Source organism: Acinetobacter sp. YH12151 (genome assembly GCF_013418355.1).
In the GTDB taxonomy this organism is placed as follows: domain Bacteria; phylum Pseudomonadota; class Gammaproteobacteria; order Pseudomonadales; family Moraxellaceae; genus Acinetobacter; species Acinetobacter pseudolwoffii.
Genome location: NZ_VPCG01000004.1, coordinates 26,468 through 46,789 on the forward strand (window position 1 = coordinate 26,468; position 20,322 = coordinate 46,789).

The following is a 20,322-nucleotide window of genomic DNA, read 5'->3' on the forward strand; positions in this document are numbered from 1 at the left end:
GCCCATATTGTTACATAAGCGTATCAAAAAAGCTTGATCCTGATGAAGCAGTTGATTACATCATCCTATTATTTATTTTACTGAGATTAGATTAATTTTCATGAAATTATTTCTTATTATCCTTGCAGGCTTAATCCTAGAAGTATTTGTCTGGATTGGCGTGGGTGACCTCGTCGGGAGCATGTGGTACGTATTTTTCTGGTTTGTGGCTGCATTTTTTATTGGTATGAACCTGATCCGTAAATATTCGGCCGGTGTGATGCCAAAGATGCAGCAAATGCAAATGGGGCAGATGAATGCAGATCCTGCATTAACAGGAAATTTACCTAAAATTTTAGCAGGCTTCTTCCTGCTTCTTCCTGGCTTAATTAGCGATGTACTGGCGGTATTAATGCTGATTCCAGCCGTGCAGCAGGTATTTAAAGCTGCCATGATGAAGGCGATGATGAAACGTCAGCAGGCCATGATGGAAAAAATGATGGGTGGCATGATGGGCGATATGGGGGGTGCGCAAGGCCAGAACCCCTTTGCCGAGATGATGCGTCAAATGCAGGATATGCAAAACCAGCAAGCAGGTCGTGGTGATTCAACCATCATTGATGGTGAAGCGCGTGAAGTGAAGCCTGAAGCGAAAAAAATTGAAATGAAAGATATCAATCCAAAATAAGATATTCATCTGCAAAGTTTAAAAGGTTATATTTAAGCCGAATCTGATGATTCGGTTTTTTATTGGAATATTCTCATTAGTTTGAACAAACGTTATAATCATTTTTTATAATTTAACGCTATTTTAATGTCTCTGCTTTTTACCATCTGCCTTCTGCATTTTGTTGCTCAACTAAGTCCTGGCCCTGATGTTCTACTGATCGCCAAAAGTGCTGCATCTACCACACGCCAAAATGCCCTGAAAATTATTGCAGGTATTTCGGCCGGTATTGTCGTGTGGGTGGTACTGACACTGGCCGGATTTACCGTTTTAATCGAGCAGTTTCCATGGGTCCAGCAGGTCTTGATGCTGCTCGGTGGAATATTCCTGGCAAAAATGGGCTGGGCAATGCTCAAAGGTGGTGTGCGCAGTTTTAGGAATAAACATCAGCCCGAAGATGATTCCAATGAACTGGCACAACCCAAAAATTACTTTATGTTGGGTCTATGGACCAACCTCTCTAATCCTAAAACGCTGATCTATTTTAGCAGCGTATTTTCACTGGCACTGAGTTCGTCAGCCTCGGAATATCTGAAAGCACAACTCGCGGTGATTATTCCCTTGCAGACTTTTATCACTTTCGCTTTACTCATGTTGCTGATTTCACAGCCGAAAATTAAAGCTCTGTATCAGCGTTCAGGGAGTTATATTGATATCGTTTCAGGCGGGCTATTTTTACTCTTTGCGTTATGGTTATGGTATGACGCGCTTATTTTGATGAATTAACTGGATGATCATCCAAAGTGGATTCGGTGGGTTTAAGTGAAGAAGACACTAAATTTTCTTGTGTTTTAATCGCTGTTTGATAGCGGTTGGGTCTTAAGCTGGTTTCGGTATTTTCAGAACCCTGATAGCTACGGCTACGGTTGGCACGCTCGCGTAATCCACCTTTTTTAATTAACTGAACCATTGCATATCTCCCATTCCAAAATCTGCTATTGTAAATCAAATCTGGCAGCTATGAAGCTGTTTTTCTGCATAGCGATACTGGTATTAAAGCACTATAAAAAAAGACCTATTTTTCGGAACAGGTCTCTCAATCAGAGCTAAATAAAATTAACGAAGGCCTTTATTTTCTTCTTGTAAAACATCGAGTATAGAGTGTTGTACGGGAACTTCTTGTTGTTGTGATTGCACATAGACGTGTACCACTTTAAATACGATCGCTGTAGCAAGACAGGCCACTAGACACAAAATCCAGAAGCCAAAAGGACTGCGAATATGATGCGAACCGCAATCTGGACATGATTTTTCTGTAGATTCCACTACTTTTTCGCAGCAGGCACATTGATATTGGTAGTGCATTGTTCTTCTCCCAGGATGTTATCCTTTTTTATTCTTCGATCATGAAAGATGATTTATCACCCTATCATATGAGAGCTTTCACAGGCTTGCAATACGAGATTATCGACAGTTACAGACCATCTATACAGAATCAAAATTAATGACATGCTTATGACAAGATTAGCAAGAAGATGAATGGACGCAGTGCTTATAAAATATACTGAATTTAAACCGGTAGTTATTGAAAAATAAAGCCCGCTTCAAGCGGGCTTTATTAGGGTTTTGTTAAGGATTACTGACCTGAGCGGATGATGTAATCAAATGCAGACAGTGATGCTTTCGCGCCTTCACCTGTGGCAATGATGATCTGCTTATAAGGAACAGTAGTACAGTCACCCGCAGCAAATACACCTTTCACATTGGTTTCGTTGCGTTCGTTAATCAGGATCTCACCACGATTTGACAATTCAACCGCTGTTGCTTTTAAGAAATCAGTATTCGGCAACAAACCAATCTGTACGAAGATACCAGCCAATTCAACAGTGTGCTCTTCATCTGTTACACGGTCTTTGTATTTCAGTGCAGTCACTTGTGAACCGTCACCCACCACTTCAGTCGACAAGGCATTTTTAATCACCGTGGTGTTTGGCAAGCTTGTTAATTTGTCTTGCAATACCTGATCCGCACGCAGTTTGCTATCAAACTCAACCAAAGTCACATGCTCTACAATCCCTGCAAGGTCAATCGCAGCTTCTACACCAGAGTTACCCCCACCGATTACCGCAACACGTTTGCCTTTAAACAGAGGGCCATCACAGTGTGGGCAGTAGGCCACACCACGGGTTTTGTATTCCTGCTCACCCGGAACGTTCATTTCTCTCCAGCGTGCACCTGTAGACAGAATCACGGTTTTCGATTCCAGTTTGGCACCATTTTCTAAAGTGACTTCAACCAAGCCATTTGCAGTCTCAGAAGCACCTTTGATGTTGGATACACGTTGCAGGTTCATGATGTCAACACCGTATTCACGTACATGTGCTTCCATTTCAGCCGCAAACTTAGGTCCTTGGGTTTTTTGAATCGAGGTATAGTTTTCGATGTCCATGGTGTCCATGACCTGACCACCCATGCGTTCAGCCACGATTCCAGTTTTAATGCCTTTACGTGCAGCATAGATCGCAGAGGTATTCCCTGCAGGGCCACCACCAATCACCAGTACATCAAAGGCGTCTTTGGCATTGAGCTTTTCGGCCTCTTTTGCTGCAGAGTTGATATCCAGTTTTGCCACGATTTCTTCCAAAGTCATACGACCTTGACCGATATGCTGGTTGTCCTGGAACACCATCGGCACCGCCATGATTTTGCGTTCTTCCACTTCATCCTGAAAGAATGCCCCATCAATCATGGTGGCTGTTGTGCCCGGGTTGTAAATTGCAATCAGGTTTAAGGCTTGAACCACATCCGGACAGTTATGGCAGCTGAGTGATACAAATACATCAAAATCAGATTTGATTCCTAAGCCTTTAATCGACTCTAAAACTTCAGCAGATACTTTCGGTGCATAACCAGAGCTTTGTAGTAAAGCCAGAATCAGTGAGGTGAATTCATGCCCCATTGGCAGACCTGCGAAGTAGACACGTGGTTCTTCACCTGCTTTGGCAATACCAAAGCTTGGTGCACGTTGGTTCTGGCCATCAAAACGTGCAGTCACTAAATCAGATAATGCAGCGATTTCCTCAACCAGTTCTTTGATTTTTGCAGATTTGTCGGAATCATTTAAAGTCGCAACCAGTTCAATCGGGCTTTCCAGACGTTCGAGTAGTGTTTTTAATTGGGCTGAAGTATTTTGGTCTAACATGGCTAACGTCTCCAAAGGAATAAATATTTATTTGATAAAGCGATATTAGTGCATAAATCAAAATAGGTAAAACAGTTTGTTTTTATAATATCGATCGGAATTACTAATTTATTGAAAAATGCATCATTAATTTCAGATTTTTATATGGCGTTAGAATAAGAATTTTCAAGTAATTTAACTTGATATTTGCTTAATTCAGTTAGTATTAGGCATCTATAATAGGAGGGCTGAATCATGGAATTACAGCGCGGAATTTATCAGCATTATAAAGGGCAGCTTTATCAGGTGTTGCATGTCGCCACGCACAGTGAAACTGAAGAAAAGCTGGTGATTTATCAATGTCTCTATGGGGATTATTCGATTTGGGTGCGCCCTTTAACAATGTTCACTGAAACCATTACCACCAACGATGATCGTGAAGTGGAACGCTTTAAATTAATTCAGGCGCTTTAAGCTAAAAAAGCTCAGGGAGGGGCTATGCTAAATCCAGATGAATTTGAAAAATTCATGCATGAATTATATGAAAAATTTCATATGCATGATCTCAAGCAGACAGATCGACTGCAACGATATCGCAATATAGAACCAGAATCAGGTCGATTTTTATCCACGTTGATTTGTGCCCAGCAAGCCAAAGATATTTTGGAAATTGGTACATCCACAGGCTATTCGACTTTATGGCTAGCTGAAGCTGCTCAGCATACCCAAGCAGTGATAACCACACTGGAAATAGATAAAGCACGTGTCACTCAAGCGAAACACTATGCAAATACATTGGGTTTTGAGCATCTTATTGATTTTAAAGTGATGGATGCGCAGCAATATCTAGAAGCTTCACAGCAACAGTTTGATTTTATTTTACTGGATGCAGAGCGCGATGCCTATCTAGGCTATTGGAAGCATTTGGCTCGATTACTCAAGCCAAAATGTGGGATGCTTGTGGTGGATAATGTCATTTCACATGCAGCAGAAGTGGAAGAGTTTATTCATCTGATTCAGCAAGATCAGCGTTTTATCATCAGCACTGTACCGATCGGTGCGGGTCTGCTGATGGTCGGATATCGTGAATCGCATGAGTTTTAATCCATACAGACTTTATTGAAATGTAAATTATATTCAAGATATTTATGTACGAAAGCAGCTTTATCTTCACGTCTGAGCAGGTTGTCATAAATAAATTCGGGTACAGGATGATAGAGTTCCGTATGGCCATTACTATAAACGATTTTCAGGTGGCGGCTTGAGGGATTATATTTCCATGAAATCACTGTAAGCAGTTTTTGCATATGCGTTCCTCCACTGAATATTTATTTTCTTATCATTTGAACTTATGCCATGCCGTGCTGTAGATGTATAGCTATATTGTAAGAATGGGCAGAGGATTGTAAGAAAATAGCTGCAGCGAGAAATTAAAACTTATTCAGCGCAGTTTGATAGATCGCAAAGAAATAGACGATTCAAGCAATTTCGGGATAAATACACACACTCAATCTGCGTGTAAACATTACTTCTAAAATAAATAAATCAAATCAAAAGTTATAAAAAACCACGCTAAAGAGCGTGGTTTTTTTGAGTCAGTTTAATCTAATTAAAATTAGATTTTACCCACTAGGTCGATTGAAGGAGCAAGAGTTGCATCGCCTTCTTTCCATTTAGCTGGGCAAACTTCGCCTGGGTGAGCATGTACATACTGAGCTGCTTTAACTTTACGAAGAAGTTCTTGAGCATCACGACCGATACCACCGGCGTTGATTTCAACGATTTGGATTTTACCTTCTGGATCGATGACGAAAGTACCACGATCAGCAAGGCCGTCAGCTTCGATTAATACGTCAAAGTTTTTAGCAAGCGTCCAGTTTGCATCACCAACCATTACATACTGGATTTTTTTGATTTCTTCTGAAGAATCGTGCCAAGCTTTGTGTGTGAAATGTGTGTCAGTAGAAACTGAGTAGATTTCAACGCCTAATTTTTGGAATTCAGCGTAGTTGTCAGCAAGGTCACCCAGTTCAGTTGGGCAAACGAAAGTGAAGTCAGCTGGGTAGAAGAATACTACAGACCATTTGCCTTTAAGGTCAGCTTCAGTTACTTCAATAAATTGGCCATTTTGGAATGCAGTTGCTTTAAATGGTTTAACTTCAGTATTAATTAAGCTCATCATTGTCTCCATGATTGAGGTTTGTTTTGAATTTCAATTAGCTTATAGAAATTTACTTTATTGGTGAAATGGTATTTTTACATTACAAAAATCGGAAAAACCGAATCATGTAAAAATTCTCCATTTTCACAAAATAGCTTTGTTCATTGAGCAGCATCAAGATGATGGCTTCATGACAAAATTATCTCTTTTTCCTCGTGCTAACAAACATGATGCTGAAACTGAAAAATTCAAGGGCAAATCAGGAAAAAAATCCTGTTTTCCTCAAAATACTCTCGATATCAATTTAAAAATTAGGTTTATGCTTAAACTTAATCATGTGGACAGGTGAGAGTAGCGGGGTAATTTGCTCGATTTACTACGCCGAATTAAGGGAAATGAAACGAGTAAAGCCAATTTGTCCGGCACTTAACAGAACTACGACTATCTGAAAGCTAATGAACCAAGTAAAATAAACTTTTCCGGTTTTTTGATGTGGGTGTTTTCTCTGTGCAGAGTCATTTAAATGTAGATCAATGGATAATGGCGCGTGACCGTCACCGTTTAAATCGACTGAAGAAGGGGAAAGATGCCAATGCCAAGCAGTATCAGGAACTATTTGAAAAATCCAATCTGAAAGTGCGGCAGCGGCTGGAACGTCTTCCAGACATCAAGCTGAATCAAGATTTGCCCGTTACCCAATACGCTGACAAGCTGATAGCCGCGATTCAAAAGCATCAGGTCATTATTGTGGCTGGCGAAACCGGTTCTGGTAAAACCACACAATTACCGCAAATTGCCATGCTGGCTGGACGCGGCCTGACTGGTCTGATTGGACATACCCAGCCACGCCGACTGGCGGCTCGAAGCGTATCACAGCGTATTGCTGAAGAAGTTGGCGAAAAACTCGGGGAATCAATTTCCTTTAAAGTGCGTTTTACTGAACAGGGTTCCCAAGATTCAATTGTACGCTTGATGACTGACGGTATTCTGCTTGCCGAACTGACGCATGACCGCTACCTAAGCAAATATGACACCATTATTATTGATGAAGCACATGAACGTTCGCTGAATATCGACTTCATTATGGGCTATCTGAAGCAGTTACTGCCGCGTCGTCCAGATCTGAAAGTCATCATTACGTCTGCCACACTGGATGTAAACCGTTTTAGTAATTACTTTAATGGTGCACCCATTTTTGAAGTAGAAGGACGTAGCTTTCCGGTTGAACTGCGTTATCGCCCGATCTCGGAAATGAGCATTGGCGGCAGCGATGATGATGAATTTGATGACTTTGAAGAAAACCTGCCGCGTGCTGTGGTTAAAGCAGTTGAAGAATGCTTTCAGGATGCACAAGAAAAAGGCCATCCCGAACATGCCGATATCCTGATTTTTGCCAGTACAGAACAGGAAATTCGCGAGCTACAGGAAACCCTGATCAAGCATGGACCACGGCATACTGAAGTCTTAACCTTATTTGCCCGTTTAGCCTTGGCAGAGCAGCAAAAAATCTTTAATCCTTCCGGTGGTGGTGGGCGACGTATTATTATTGCCACCAACGTCGCGGAAACAGCGTTGACTGTGCCGAATATCCGTTATGTAATTGATAGTGGTTTTGCGCGTATTTCACGTTATAACTATCGTTCACGGGTGCAGCGCCTGCCGATTGAAGCCGTTTCTCAGGCTGCAGCCAATCAGCGTAAAGGCCGTTGTGGTCGTATTGCGCCCGGTGTCTGTATCCGCCTGTATTCGGAAGATGACTTTCTAAGCCGTCCGGAATTTACTGAACCTGAAATCAAGCGTACCAATCTGGCATCGGTGATTTTGCAGATGCAGAGTCTGGGTTTAGGTTCGCTGGAGGACTTCGATTTTATCGAACCACCGGATCACCGTCTGGTGAATGATGGCCGTAAGTTGCTGATTGAGTTGGGGGCAATGGCCGAGAAAAATTCTCCTAAAACTGAAGATGATCAAGCAAATCCCTCTAAATCTCCCTTTGAGAAAGGGAGACTTCAAAGCAGTGGATTAACCAAAATCGGTCAGCAAATGGCAAAAATGCCGATTGACCCACGTCTGGCCCGTATGATTTTGGGTGGCGCACATTTTGGTGTTTTAAACGAAGTCTTGATTATTGTTGCGGCGCTCGCGGTGCAAGATCCGCGTGAACGTCCTGCAGACAAACAAATGCAGGCCGACCAGAAACATGCCTTGTTCCGTGAAGCTGATTCTGACTTTTTGTTCTATATAAAACTCTGGGAAACATTGCACGGCAATCGCGAAAGTATGAGTGAGAATAAACGCCGTACATTTGCGCGGAATCATTTCTTGAGCTGGCTGCGTTTACGTGAATGGAAAAAAACCCATGAACAACTGGTGGACTTGGCTCAAGGTCTAAAACTGTCATTTAATGACAAAGCTGCCAGTTATGAAAATCTGCATCGTGCATTACTCACCGGCTTATTGTCGTTTATTGCCAACAAGACCGATGAACGTAATGTGTTTATGGCGGTACGTCAGCAGAAAGCCCGGATTTTCCCGGCATCGACTTTGCATAAGAGCAATACGCCGTGGGTCATGGCTTTTGAGATGGTGGAAACCTCGCAAGTGTATTTACGCACTCTGGCCAAGATTGAACCGGAATGGATACTGCTAGCCGCCCGCGATCTGCTCAAGCATCATTATTTTGAACCGCACTGGTCGAAAAAAGCCGGTGTGGTGAACGCTTATGACCAGATTTCATTATTTGGTCTGATCATTGAGCCAAAACGAGCAATCAATTATGAAAAAGTCGATCAGGCTGCGGCGCATGAAATTTTCTTACGCGATGCTTTAACTACGGGTCATCTCGGTATTAGTCCGCCATTTTTAAAGCATAACTTGCTTAAACTGGAAGAAGTCGAACGGGTTGAGGATAAATTGCGTCGTCGTGATCTGGTGGTAGACGAAGAAACCATTTACCAGTTCTATGCATCTAAAGTGCCAGCTGAAGTGGCCAGCCGCCGTACTTTTGAAGATTGGCGGGCTACGGTTGAGCCTCAGCAGCCACGTTATTTATTTGTTGATGATGATGCATTATGGCTGAATGACCGTCCAACCACACAGCAATTTCCTGACTATTTACGTAATGGTGAACTTCGTCTGGCAGCGACCTATCGCTTTGACCCGAGTCATGATGAAGATGGCGCGACAGTTAAAATTCCACTGCAAGCCTTGGCTCAGGTAGATGAATCAATCTGGTCCTGGGGAATTCCAGGCTGGCGTCTGGACCTGATTGAAGCATTGCTAAAAGGCTTGCCGAAGGACAAGCGCCGTAATCTGGTGCCAATTCCAGATACTGCACGAAAACTCATGGCAAAAGTCGATGTACAGGATCTGCAGAAACATATCTTTGGTTTCCTGGCGTTCCAGTTACGTGGCGATCAAATCACTGAGAAAGATTTCAGCTTTGACCGGGTCGAACAGTATCTGTTACCGTTTATTAAAGTCACTGATGAAAAAGGTCGTGTCATTGAACAGGGTCGTGATTTGTCAGAGCTGAAAGCACGTTGCCGGGCTGAAACCCATAGTCCGGTCAAGCAGCTGAAAGGTGAATTTAAAACCTTCCCGGAAAGTTTTGTGTTTGAAGCCTCACAAAAAGTCACGGGTGTCGTGGTCAAGCAGTATCAGGCGCTGGTGCCGACCAAAGCCTTTGCTGCACTGGAGCAAAAAGATGAGTCGGGCGTGGTGATTCAGACCTTTAACGATCAGGCGGAAGCGATCAAAAAACATCGTGAAGGGGTGATCCGACTGGTGCATATGCAACTGGGAGACCTGATTCGCCAGTTAAAAAAACAGATCTCCAAACCTTTGGCACTGGCTTATTCGCCACTCGGTGACAAGGCCCAACTAGAACAAATGTTAGTTTATGCCACACTGCAAGTGTCCATGAATGAGCTACCTGTCAATGCGCAAGAGTTCCAAAAACTGGTTGAAGATGTAAAAAAATCTTTCTTAAGTCATGGGCAAGTTACCCTGAAAGAGATTACAGATATTTATATCCAGTGGCAGGAAATCCGCCGGAAATTATTGGTTTTAGACCATTCTGTGTTTGAGAAAAATATCAATGATATTGAAGATCAACTTGATTTAATGAGTCTTTCTGACTTTGTATATCGTAAACCATCCGATGTATGGATCGAATTTCCACGTTATTTGAAAGCCTTGATCTTGCGTTTAGACCGCTTGCCCAATAATCTACAAAGGGACAATTCCGCCATTGACCAAATTGATCAATGGATGGAAAAATTGTTCAAGTTTAAAGATGACCCTCGTCTGAAAGAATTGTACTTCATGGTCGAGGAGTTAAGAATCTCATTGTTTTCACAACCGATGAAAACAAAAGCACCCGTGTCTCCAACTCGCTTGCAAAAAGTATGGGATCGTCTTGGAATCAGTTAAGATATAGGTAATTCAGAGAAGGAGTTTTACATGGGCATCCGCATTACGGGTACTGGCTTGTTCCATCCGGAAAATGTCATCACCAATGAAGAATTAGTTGAAAGTTTAAATGCTTATGTGGAACTGTTTAATCACGAAAATGCGGACAAAATCGCTGCAGGCGAAATTGAAGCGCGTCGTGGTTCTAGTGCAGAATTTATTGAAAAGGCATCTGGTGTCCAACGCCGTTATGTTGCGGAAAAAAGCGGTATTCTAGATCCGAAACGTTTACGTCCGAATTTACCTGAACGTGCAGATGATGAAATTTCACTGCAAGCAGAATGGGGTGTAATCGCAGCCAAGCAGGCGATGGAAAATGCAGGCGTAACTGCTGAAGATATTGATATCGTGATTTTGTCATGCTCGAATTTGCAACGTGCTTATCCTGCCGTTGCCATCGAGATTCAAACCGCTTTAGGAATTAAAGGCTATGCCTATGACATGAATGTAGCCTGCTCGGCAGCAACATTTGGTCTGAAACAGGCCTATGATGCGATTAAGGCTGGTGCGCGTCGTGTGTTATTGGTTAATGTGGAAATTACCTCTGCACATACCGATTTTCGTTCACGTGACTGTCACTTTATTTTTGGTGATGTGGCAACCGCTTCAATTATTGAAAACACTGAAAGCAAAACCGGTTTTGAAATTCTGGATTCCGAGTTGTTCACCCAGTTCTCGAATAACATCCGCAATAACTTTGGTTTCTTGAATACCTCTGAAAATGCCGATATTGATGACAAGCGTTTCCGTCAGGATGGCCGTAAGGTCTTTAAAGAAGTCTGCCCACTGGTTGCGAAAATGATTACAGCGCAACTGGAGAAGAATCAGATTGCACCGACTGGCGTGAAACGCTTCTGGCTCCATCAAGCCAATGCCAGTATGAATGAACTGATCCTGAAACTGGTGGTTGGCAAAGAAAATGCCAAACCTGGTCTGGTGCCGATGATTCTGAACGAGTTTGCCAATACTTCTTCTGCAGGCGTGATCATTGCATTACACCGCACTGCCCATGAAGTGGAAGATGGTGAATACGGCGTACTTTGTTCATTCGGTGCTGGTTATTCGGTGGGTTCGATTCTGGTTCAAAAACGTGTGGCATGATCCGCAATAAATAGAGAGTAGACAGATTGCAGGCCAAGCATGACGGGCAGTGGATCAGGCGTTTAAGTGCCTTCTCCAAGTTATATTTTACCCCGACATTTTTAGGGGCTGAGTATATGGATGCCAGTCGACCTGCAATGTATGTCGGTAATCATTCCATGTATGGCATCTTTGATGCGCCGATGCTGATTGATTACCTCTACAACGAACATAAGGTGGCTGTGGTCAGTATTGCAGATCATAGCCATTTTTATGTGCCGCTGTGGCGTGAAGCCGTGAAAAAGTTTGGTGCCATTGATGGAATACAAGCCTATGTGCGTGCTGCAATGCAGCAAGGCTATTCCATTCTGGTCTTTCCGGGTGGCGGTCGTGAAGTGCTCAAACGTCAGGGTGAGCAGTATCAGCTGATCTGGAAGCAGCGTTACGGCTTTTTAAAGCTGGCGCAAGAATTCAATTATGATCTTGTCCCTTTTGCCGCTCTCGGTGCGGATGAGGTCTATGAGATTGGCTTTAATGCCAATAAGATTATCCAGCATAAGTATTTTCAAACACTACTTAAAATACCACAACTCAATAAATTACTACGTCAGGGCGATGTGATTCCTTCTCTGCCCAAACACCTGTTGCCAAAACGCTTGCCCTTTTATTTTCAGTTTATGCCACGACTATCGATTGCTCAGGTGCAGACGCAAGAGCAGCTGGTTGAGTTTCGGCATAGCTTGCAACAGCATATTTATACGGGTTTGGCAGCGCTCACTGTGCAGCGTCAGCAAGACCAGCAGGCAACCGAATCCTCGTTGTAAATCCAAGTTGTGACATATTGAGATGCGCTATATTTAGAAGTCATCCTGCAGTGCTGTTTTATTGTGCGAGTACTGCCATAATGTATGGTCAAATAGTCACTGATCGATGATCGAGGGCTCAACATGATTCAATATAAAAATAAAATAATATAGGTGCGTATATGGAACAGGGTGGTTGGGTAGCGCCGTTAAAATTGCTGGCACAACAATGTTTGCGGATTTCTCCGGAGTTGAACCAGCTTTATCTGGATCAGATGGCGATGATTGGTCATCTGACTGCACAAAATCTATTAAAAATTCAGCAGGGTCAGTACCGGATTGAATTGCTGGATGGGTTGTTCTATATCCAGTTTTATACTGCATATGCACTGGACTCCGGAACTGTACCCGTTTTGGTCGAGAGTCATTTTTATTTTCAGCAATACAAAGCAGAAGCGCTAGAGGAATTTTTTTTACAGGATATTTATTTCCTGACTGGGGACTTGAAACCGCAGCATTCGCTGTATTTACGTGACAAAGCCAAGCAATTACGCAAACTGATTCTGAACCAGGTCTATGAGGCGGTAAATGGCCCAGCACGGGTATTGGCATTCCTGCAACAGATGTCGGTGGTTCAGGCTGAGATTATTGATCATCATTTAATAGAGGCCGGGTTGTATACAACACCAGTCATGCAAAACGTTGTTCTGGACGAACAGGATATTCCCCCGAAAATTCTTGAAAGCTTGCAACAGGCTTTTTCTTTGGCATTTCTACAACAGGATGAGTTCCTGTCCATCCAGTCCTTAATGGACACTCTGGATGAATTCTGTTTTAGTGCCGCACAGTTTTTGCATCCGGCGACGTTTCGGATTATGTCCTTGTCTTTTGAAGAGCGTTTTAATTTACATGAACTGAATGATCACAGCGATGATATTCGGCTGTTGTATCGACATGCCGAGGAGCAAAGCCACCTGCTCGGTTTTGTCCGTTTGATGAATCGTGAGGTCTGGCATCGCGATGACTTATTAGCCAAACGAAATTTTCTGGAAAATCATCCCTATTTATGGCAAAAAAAGGTGGCCCGATTACCACTATTTGACTGTCATCGTGCAGTGAACTGGATTTTCAGGCAACCAGTCGAAGTAGTGGACTGGATCAGTGGCAATATTCAGCACAGCAGCGTGCGGGTGGCAGTGACGGCCTTAAGTTTTGTAGACAGCCATCATATTCATCCGCAGATTATTCTGGCGACCTTGCAATATTTTCAATATGTTTCGGCGCGACTGTTTATTCATAGCATGCATGAATATGCAATCCAGCATGACTGGTTTCAACATCAGCATAATCAGGCGGTGGTCTTAAAAGGCACACGTCAATCGATGGATGATCAGCGGATTGCCATCACTCCCTCGATTCTGTATCTGGATGAATGGATAGAATTGCTGCGTAACGTGGTCAAAATGGATGATCAGATCACCAAGAAAGTCTATTTGCAACTAAGCCGGGTGATGCAGGCATATATGCAGCATCTATATAAAATTACCGCGCATCTTCCAGAAGAAGTCTTGGCTTATATTCAGCCTCAAAGCCAGCAGAATCGGGATTTCTATCATGTGTTGCAGCGCTATCGGATTCCTTTTGTCGAATTTAGACAGCTGTTTTATTTACACAGTGGACATGTGCGTGAGTCTGTATTTGACAGTTATGTGCGTGACTATCTGGTGGAATATTTTTCCAGTCATAACGAGATTCCGAAAAACCTCAGCTGGAGTGGATTATTCGCTCAGGCCGTGATCTGGCATGATCAGATTCAGAAGCAGGAAATGATGGCCAAGCTGAAAAAAGAGTTTGCGCTCGTAACTTGGTCACCTTTGACGCAGGCCTCATTTTTATTATATTTCAACTGGCGTTTTGAGGAGCTTAAAAATCTGGATCGTATTCTGGAAGAATCCAAGGTTTTCAGGAACTGTCTGGCGGCCAGTTATGCCCAGCAGATTATTGAAGGGCAATATGTGGCCTTTCGCATGTCGCATCCGGATGTGCGTTTACCTTTAATTCTGGGCTGTCGGATCGTCAATGGGCAAGTGATCTTCGATCAGCTGGAATATCCGAACAATCAAAAGGCAGAAGCTGAATATAGCAATATCGCGATGCATTTTATCAACTGGCTCAACTTGCAGGCTTAAGTGCAAGATTAAGTGGTTTTCCGCCATGACGCTTAACTTTTCTGCCAAAAATCGTTAGGCTATAGCCGTTCTTTCACGGTATTGCTCTTATGAAACAGGAAACTGCCCTTAAGTTACTCAAAGCAGGAGAAAATGTCTTTTTAACCGGTTCTGCGGGTGCAGGAAAAACCTATACGCTGAATCAATATATTAATTATTTAAAAGCGCGTAAAGTCGCCGTCGCGATTACGGCATCGACCGGTATTGCAGCCACGCATATGAATGGTATGACCATTCACACCTGGGCCGGCATCGGCATTAAAGACTTTTTGTCCGAAGATGACTTAAAGCGCATGAAAGAGCGTAAATACTTAAAAGAACATCTGGAAAATGCCCAAGTTCTGATTATTGATGAAATTTCCATGCTGCATGCCAAGCAGCTGAATCTGGTCAATCAGGTGCTGAAATATTTTAAGGACAGTGATGAAGCCTTTGGCGGTATTCAGGTGATTGTGGCCGGGGATTTTTTCCAGTTGCCGCCAGTCGGTAAGAATGACGAGCGTAACCGCGATAAATTCTGCTTTATGTCGGAAGCCTGGGTAGAAGCCAAGTTTCGGGTCTGTTATCTGACCGAGCAGCATCGTCAGGGCAATGATTATCTGAATGACATCCTGAATGCGATCCGTGCGCAGGCGATTAGCCATGAACATCGCACGGCTTTACAGGCAACCCGACATCAAGAAATCGGCGATACCTATACGCGTCTGTATACCCATAATATGGATGTGGATAGTCTTAACTTTAAACATCTGAATGAAATTGACAATGATCCGCGCCAGTTTGATGCCCAGTGTGATGGCAATGAAAAGCTGATTGAAACTTTAAAATCTTCAGTACGTGCACCAGAAGCCTTAACCTTGAAAAAGCATGCCAAAGTCATGTTTGTAAAAAATAACTTTGATATGGGCTATATCAACGGCAGTCTGGGTGAAGTGATCAGTTTTGAAGAAGACGATGAATATGGTGTGCTGCCCAAAGTAAAACTGACCGATGGCACGACCTTGGTGGTGGAGCCGGAAACCTGGTCGGTAGACAATGAAGCTGGTAAGACTATTGCCAGTTTCCAGCAAATTCCTTTACGCTTGGCCTGGGCGATTACCATTCATAAATCTCAAGGGATGACCTTGGAAGCAGCAGAAATTGATCTGAGTCATACTTTCGAGAAAGGTCAAGGTTATGTGGCGCTGTCACGGTTGAAAAGCTTAAATGGCTTACGTTTAAAAGGCTTTAATGAGCAGGCTTTGGAACTTGACAGTTTAGCGATTAAAGCTGATCGTCGTTTTCAGGAACTTTCTGATGAAGCCGAAGCGAATTTTGAAAATGTCGATTTGACTGCGCAGCATAAAGCCTTTATTCGTCACTGCGGTGGCACATTGAATGAAGCAGAAATCCAGCGCAATGAAAAGAAAATTTCCAAGAGTGGCACGAAGCAGAGTTATGCCACTGCCACACTGGATGAAACCCGAGCACTGTTTGAAGAAGGCTATGAAGTTGCGGATATCGCGACTGAACGTGGTCTGACGCCAGCGACAATCATTAATCATCTAGGCCGTTTACACAAAGAGCAGGGACTGGATATTTCGGTGGCTCATCCGGGTGAGGAAGTGGTGGAGCAGGTGCGTAAAATTTATAAACGCTTAACCAAACGTCAAAGTGCTGAGCATTTTAATGATGATGGCTCGATTAAGTTGCGCCCGATTGTAGAACTCACCACGCCTAAAATGGCCTATGACCAAGTCCGTCTGGCACTGTTATTTGTAGAGTAATCCCCGAAATGATCTTTCAGAACTTTTAAGATGCATAGTTTATTCGTATACGGCACGCTTCGTCCGCAGCAACCCAATGCCCATGTCATGGAGCGGATTGGGGGAAGCTGGAAAGCCGCTTATATCCGTGGGCATTTGCAACAGCGTGGCTGGGGGGCTGAATTTGGTAGCCCGGGCATTCAGCTCAGTGATTCGGGCGAGACTGTTCAGGGTTATGTATTTATATCTGAGCATCTTCCCCAATATTGGGAAGAGCTGGATGCGTTTGAAGGTGATGAATATCAACGGATTCCGGTTAAAGTATATTTGGAAAATGGCGAGATGATAGAAAGTTTGGTTTATGCCTTAAAAGATTAGGCTCGGATTTGTCATGCAGTAAATTTCAAATTTTTATCAGGTCACAGCTTGTTAAAGATCATTCTATTTTTTTGTATCGCTTTTATTTTAGCTTGGAAAGCTTACAACCAAGATGAATCTTCCGTTGATCTGATGACATATCCTGAGCAAGCTTGAAACACTGCTTTAAAGCTTGGTGCAAGGTAATCAATAGATGACCTGCATATTATAGGTCATGTGATGTATTTTTGAGAAATCTTTGCATACTGGTGATGCGTGCTGATGATTTGAATCTATTGTGTACCAATCAATAAAGATAAAATCCCGGCTGCAATCAGCGGCCCAACAGGTACGCCGCGTAACACCGCCACACCTGCTACAGTACCAATCAATAAGCCCGCGACAATATCCGGTTGATTCGACATCAGTTTCACACCGCGGCCACCGAGCCAAGCCACAAAAACACCAATGGCAATGGCCAGTAAAGATTTCCAGCTGAGAAATGACTTGAGAATACTTTCTCCGGCAATTTTGCCACTCGCAATCGGTGCCAATACCCCGATGGTTAAAATAATAATTCCAATATTCAAACCATGTTGTTGTACATAAGGCAACAGGTCGTGTAGTGGGGTAATTTTAAGAACAATCAGTACCGCTGCAGCGATGGTGACAGCACTATTGTGACTGAATATACCACAGGCCAGTAATACCAAAAGAACCATCAAATTTAAATCGAGTTGTGACATGGGCGGGAGAGGAAACATGGAAAATGCCACCATTGTAGAGCGTTTCAGCTGGTGATACGAAGAAAATAAGCGAAGCAATCAATTTAGGTGTGTTTCAGGATAGAATGCACAACTCTTCACGCGATACAGGTTTAAGCAGATGCTATTGGAAAAAATGTTGCAGTCACAAGGTTTCGGTTCCCGCAAGCATTGTCAGCAATTGATTAAAAATGGTGCTGTTTCTATCCAGAATGAAGTGATTGATCATCCTAAACATAAACTGGATTTGAATGATTTAGACTTCGAGGTCTATGGCAAGGCCCATCGCTATCGAGAGAAAGTCTATATCGCTTTAAACAAACCGCAGGACTATGAGTGTTCGCATCAGGCCACGCATCATTTTAGTGTGTTTGATCTGTTTGATGAGATGCTGCTGAATCGTGGCATTCAATGCGTGGGTCGTCTGGATCAGGACACCACCGGACTGTTATTGTTGACTGATGATGGCCAGTTTCTGCAAGCGTTAACACATCCGAAAAAACATGTGGCCAAAGTTTATCAAATGCAAACGGCAGATCCAGTCACTGATGCTCAGCTACAGCAACTGGAACAAGGCGTTGAGCTACGCAATGAAAAAGGTATTTTTGCAGCCACTGAAGTGATACGTCTGTCTGAAAGCCGTCTGCAAATGAGCATTCATCAAGGGGTATATCATCAGGTGAAACGCATGCTGGCAGCCGTCGGAAATAAAGTCGAGCAATTGCATCGTGCTCAAATTGGTGCTTTGGCTCTGCCTGAGCTGGCTGAAGGAGAATGGATCTATTTAAATGCAGAACAGGTGGCTTTGGCAAAATTCCGTTCAGAAGAATAATTGAGTTATTCTTCTCAAGTTTATTTGAACGATCAGATTTTATCTCAGGAAACAATGATAGGTCTGAAACTCATTATCCTTAATAAATCCCATAGATTCATACAATTCATGCGATTGGTAATTGTTCTTTTGGGTTTCCAGGCTAATTCTTAAGGCCTGTTCATGTTTGGCAAATAAAATTGCGGTATCAATCAGTTGTCTGGCTGCACCCTGACGCCGAAATATCGGGGTGATATAGACATCATCCAGAATATAATAGGTCGAGCAGGCCACCGAAGAAAAACCCAGATACAGGATAATAAAGCCGGTAAAAGTATCATCTTTGGTATTAATGAAAATGACGGTCTGTCCATCTTCAAAACGTTGTTTTAAAAATTGGTAGGAGAGTTCGGGGTTAGAGGAGGTGCCATAAAATTGTCGATATTCATCGAATAATATCGCAAGCTGATTCAGGTCTGCTGATTGAGCGCGTCGTACGAGCATTGCATCCTCCATGCTAATTTTTTATTCATTATCAGCATCAAGCATAGCGAAGTTTGTCAGTGGCCGGCTTTAGAAATTGTTCGGAAATGCAACAATGTTAAATTTTGTCGCTTTCACCTAAAATGGCATTCAGTTCTTCAAATAAATCCAGATGATCATCATCGAGCTGGATTTCCTGATCATCCAGAGAATTGAGTGTTGAATTTGGCAAGCTGCTTTGCCCATTCTGGATCTCATTTTGCTTCAGTTTGCGCAGTCGGATCAGTTGTTCCAGATTAATATTCTGGTTTTCAATCGAGAAGGGGATCGATTTGGTAATCACCACTTGTTTGAAAAAAAGACGCACGGCCTGAGCTGGCGTAATCCCCAATTGCTTAAATACCGCAAAGGCTTGTTTCTTCTCTTGCGAGTCCAAGCGAATTTGATAAACTTCAGTTTTTCTCATAATATTTTTAAAGCTTTAAATTACTTAACTTTTCGCCTTTATTCTAATCAATTACGTTTGAAATTCAATCTTAAAGCGACCGATTTTAGAAAATAATCTGTAATGACAAGCGATTTACAGTGTCAATTCAAGTCTGGAGCTGAAATTCATGCTTTTCTGCGTGATCGGATCGATGAATTGAATATGTTGGGCCAATAAGCTTAAAGGGGCAGAAAAATCATCTTCGGCTTTGTGCGCTATCCGTGGATAAAACGGATCATTCTGAATTGGAATACCGAGATGATTCAAGTGCACGCGTAATTGGTGCTGTTTGCCAGTGTGTGGTTTCAGTTCATATTTGGCCCATTCTTTATTATGTTCTAACAGCTGGATTGCCGTTTCGCTATTGGCTTCGCCGTTGACCACCTGCATGGTATAGAAGGGCTGACCTTTTTCCATTCTTAATCGTGTGATCAATGGAAATTCTAAATCAGCCTTGTATGCTGCAATCGCATGGTAGGTCTTCTGCACTTGCCGTGTGGCAAACATCTGTTGATACAGGCCACGAGATTCTACATATTTTGAAATGAGAACCACGCCGGCCGTTTCACGGTCTAGCCGGTGAATCGGTGTTAAATGTTCATTGCCTGTTTGTTTTTTGAGACGAACCAGCAAGGTTTCCTGTACATACTGACCGGTCGGACTCATGGTCAAAAAGTGCGGTTTATCGATCACCATGAAATGCTCATTTTCAAATAAAATCTGATGTTGAAAAGGAACATGCACTTCATGTGCCAAAAATCGATAATAAAAACAATGACTATTGGCCTGAAATGGACTTTCTGTGCTTAATTGATGGCCCTGCGCATCATAGACCAGACCTTTGGCGAAACGGGCTTGCCATTCATCTGCTGCGATATGCGCAAATTGCGTGCATAAATAAGCAAAAACTGTCGGGGGTGCATCTAGACTATCCTGCAAGAACACTTTACTGGCACTGACCCCATTTAACATGGGCGGATTAAACTCAACAGTCGGATGCATGGCAGGCAGATCAACCTCTCAGAAACAGAAATGGTGAAAAAATACAGTTTCTCACACAGGTGAATAGGCTTTTAAAGCGTGGCGATGCTATCATATTTATT

The 20,322-nt window shown here is 42.9% G+C and carries 20 protein-coding genes; 11 read left to right on the forward strand and 9 right to left on the reverse strand.

What is annotated here, in order from left to right:
* The first annotated feature begins 100 nt into the window (after positions 1 to 100).
* Together FTU82_RS02315 and FTU82_RS02320 are read left to right on the forward strand one after the other, a co-directional pair.
* Entirely contained in the window at positions 101 to 667 is a 567-nt protein-coding gene (locus FTU82_RS02315; protein WP_180085489.1) for an FxsA family protein, read from the forward strand.
* A 126-nt stretch (positions 668 to 793) separates the two neighbouring features.
* Positions 794 to 1,432 (forward strand): LysE family transporter, encoded by a 639-nt coding sequence (locus FTU82_RS02320; protein ID WP_005097378.1) that lies wholly within the window; start codon positions 794 to 796, stop codon positions 1,430 to 1,432.
* Here the strand turns inward: FTU82_RS02320 and FTU82_RS02325 are convergent.
* The 3 genes from FTU82_RS02325 to ahpF all read right to left on the reverse strand — a co-directional run bounded on the left by FTU82_RS02325 (position 1,416) and on the right by ahpF (position 3,848).
* Positions 1,416 to 1,616, reverse strand: coding sequence for a hypothetical protein (locus FTU82_RS02325; RefSeq protein ID WP_100329909.1), 201 nt, complete (start codon positions 1,614 to 1,616; stop codon positions 1,416 to 1,418). The genes FTU82_RS02320 and FTU82_RS02325 overlap by 17 nt on opposite strands.
* A gap of 146 nt (positions 1,617 to 1,762) precedes the next feature.
* Positions 1,763 to 2,011, reverse strand: a complete 249-nt coding sequence (locus FTU82_RS02330; RefSeq protein WP_005097376.1) for a hypothetical protein — start codon at positions 2,009 to 2,011, stop codon at positions 1,763 to 1,765.
* 271 nt (positions 2,012 to 2,282) lie between these two features.
* Entirely contained in the window at positions 2,283 to 3,848 is a 1,566-nt protein-coding gene (gene ahpF / locus FTU82_RS02335) for an alkyl hydroperoxide reductase subunit F (protein WP_180085491.1), read from the reverse strand.
* 234 nt (positions 3,849 to 4,082) lie between these two features.
* Between ahpF and FTU82_RS02340 the strand changes: the two genes are divergently transcribed.
* Both FTU82_RS02340 and FTU82_RS02345 read left to right on the forward strand, forming a co-directional pair.
* Positions 4,083 to 4,301 carry a DUF1653 domain-containing protein gene (locus FTU82_RS02340; protein WP_180085493.1) on the forward strand — a complete coding sequence of 73 codons (219 nt, stop codon included), beginning with the start codon at positions 4,083 to 4,085 and terminating at the stop codon, positions 4,299 to 4,301.
* Positions 4,302 to 4,325: 24 nt separating this feature from the next.
* Positions 4,326 to 4,931: an O-methyltransferase gene (locus FTU82_RS02345; RefSeq protein WP_180085495.1), complete on the forward strand. Its 606-nt coding sequence runs from the start codon at positions 4,326 to 4,328 to the stop codon at positions 4,929 to 4,931.
* On the opposite strand, the gene FTU82_RS02350 is transcribed toward FTU82_RS02345, so the two are convergent.
* On the reverse strand, positions 4,928 to 5,134 hold the full coding sequence (locus FTU82_RS02350) for a KTSC domain-containing protein (RefSeq protein ID WP_100329913.1): 207 nt from the start codon (positions 5,132 to 5,134) through the stop codon (positions 4,928 to 4,930). The genes FTU82_RS02345 and FTU82_RS02350 overlap by 4 nt on opposite strands.
* Positions 5,135 to 5,442: 308 nt before the next feature.
* Positions 5,443 to 6,006 carry an alkyl hydroperoxide reductase subunit C gene (gene ahpC, locus FTU82_RS02355; protein ID WP_005097370.1) on the reverse strand — a complete coding sequence of 188 codons (564 nt, stop codon included), beginning with the start codon at positions 6,004 to 6,006 and terminating at the stop codon, positions 5,443 to 5,445.
* 489 nt (positions 6,007 to 6,495) lie between these two features.
* On the opposite strand from ahpC, the gene hrpA reads away from it, so the two are divergent.
* From hrpA to FTU82_RS02385, 6 genes are all read left to right on the forward strand, one after another.
* Positions 6,496 to 10,422: an ATP-dependent RNA helicase HrpA gene (hrpA, locus tag FTU82_RS02360; protein WP_180085497.1), complete on the forward strand. Its 3,927-nt coding sequence runs from the start codon at positions 6,496 to 6,498 to the stop codon at positions 10,420 to 10,422.
* Between the two features lie 30 nt (positions 10,423 to 10,452).
* The gene (locus tag FTU82_RS02365; RefSeq protein WP_005170328.1) at positions 10,453 to 11,562 is read left to right on the forward strand and encodes a beta-ketoacyl-ACP synthase III; all 1,110 of its coding nucleotides are present in this window, start codon (positions 10,453 to 10,455) and stop codon (positions 11,560 to 11,562) included.
* Positions 11,563 to 11,588: 26 nt separating this feature from the next.
* On the forward strand, positions 11,589 to 12,365 hold the full coding sequence (locus tag FTU82_RS02370) for a 1-acyl-sn-glycerol-3-phosphate acyltransferase (protein ID WP_180001288.1): 777 nt from the start codon (positions 11,589 to 11,591) through the stop codon (positions 12,363 to 12,365).
* A 161-nt stretch (positions 12,366 to 12,526) separates the two neighbouring features.
* Positions 12,527 to 14,533 carry a hypothetical protein gene (locus FTU82_RS02375; RefSeq protein ID WP_180001289.1) on the forward strand — a complete coding sequence of 669 codons (2,007 nt, stop codon included), beginning with the start codon at positions 12,527 to 12,529 and terminating at the stop codon, positions 14,531 to 14,533.
* 89 nt (positions 14,534 to 14,622) lie between these two features.
* Entirely contained in the window at positions 14,623 to 16,338 is a 1,716-nt protein-coding gene (locus FTU82_RS02380) for an AAA family ATPase (protein WP_005097360.1), read from the forward strand.
* Positions 16,339 to 16,368: 30 nt separating this feature from the next.
* Positions 16,369 to 16,695, forward strand: a complete 327-nt coding sequence (locus FTU82_RS02385) for a gamma-glutamylcyclotransferase family protein (protein ID WP_005097359.1) — start codon at positions 16,369 to 16,371, stop codon at positions 16,693 to 16,695.
* Positions 16,696 to 16,967: 272 nt separating this feature from the next.
* Here the strand turns inward: FTU82_RS02385 and FTU82_RS02390 are convergent, their stop codons facing one another.
* Positions 16,968 to 17,420 (reverse strand): DUF441 domain-containing protein, encoded by a 453-nt coding sequence (locus FTU82_RS02390; RefSeq protein WP_005097358.1) that lies wholly within the window; start codon positions 17,418 to 17,420, stop codon positions 16,968 to 16,970.
* 139 nt (positions 17,421 to 17,559) lie between these two features.
* Between FTU82_RS02390 and FTU82_RS02395 the strand changes: the two genes are divergently transcribed.
* The gene (locus tag FTU82_RS02395; protein WP_005097357.1) at positions 17,560 to 18,270 is read left to right on the forward strand and encodes a pseudouridine synthase; all 711 of its coding nucleotides are present in this window, start codon (positions 17,560 to 17,562) and stop codon (positions 18,268 to 18,270) included.
* A gap of 39 nt (positions 18,271 to 18,309) precedes the next feature.
* On the opposite strand, the gene FTU82_RS02400 is transcribed toward FTU82_RS02395, so the two are convergent.
* From FTU82_RS02400 to FTU82_RS02410, 3 genes are all read right to left on the reverse strand, one after another.
* Complete coding sequence (locus FTU82_RS02400) at positions 18,310 to 18,753, reverse strand: N-acetyltransferase (RefSeq protein WP_159516028.1); 444 nt, start codon at positions 18,751 to 18,753, stop codon at positions 18,310 to 18,312.
* Between the two features lie 97 nt (positions 18,754 to 18,850).
* Positions 18,851 to 19,198, reverse strand: a complete 348-nt coding sequence (locus FTU82_RS02405) for a type II toxin-antitoxin system RelB/DinJ family antitoxin (protein ID WP_005097354.1) — start codon at positions 19,196 to 19,198, stop codon at positions 18,851 to 18,853.
* 114 nt (positions 19,199 to 19,312) lie between these two features.
* The gene (locus tag FTU82_RS02410) at positions 19,313 to 20,221 is read right to left on the reverse strand and encodes a pseudouridine synthase (protein ID WP_005097353.1); all 909 of its coding nucleotides are present in this window, start codon (positions 20,219 to 20,221) and stop codon (positions 19,313 to 19,315) included.
* Positions 20,222 to 20,322 lie beyond the last annotated feature (101 nt).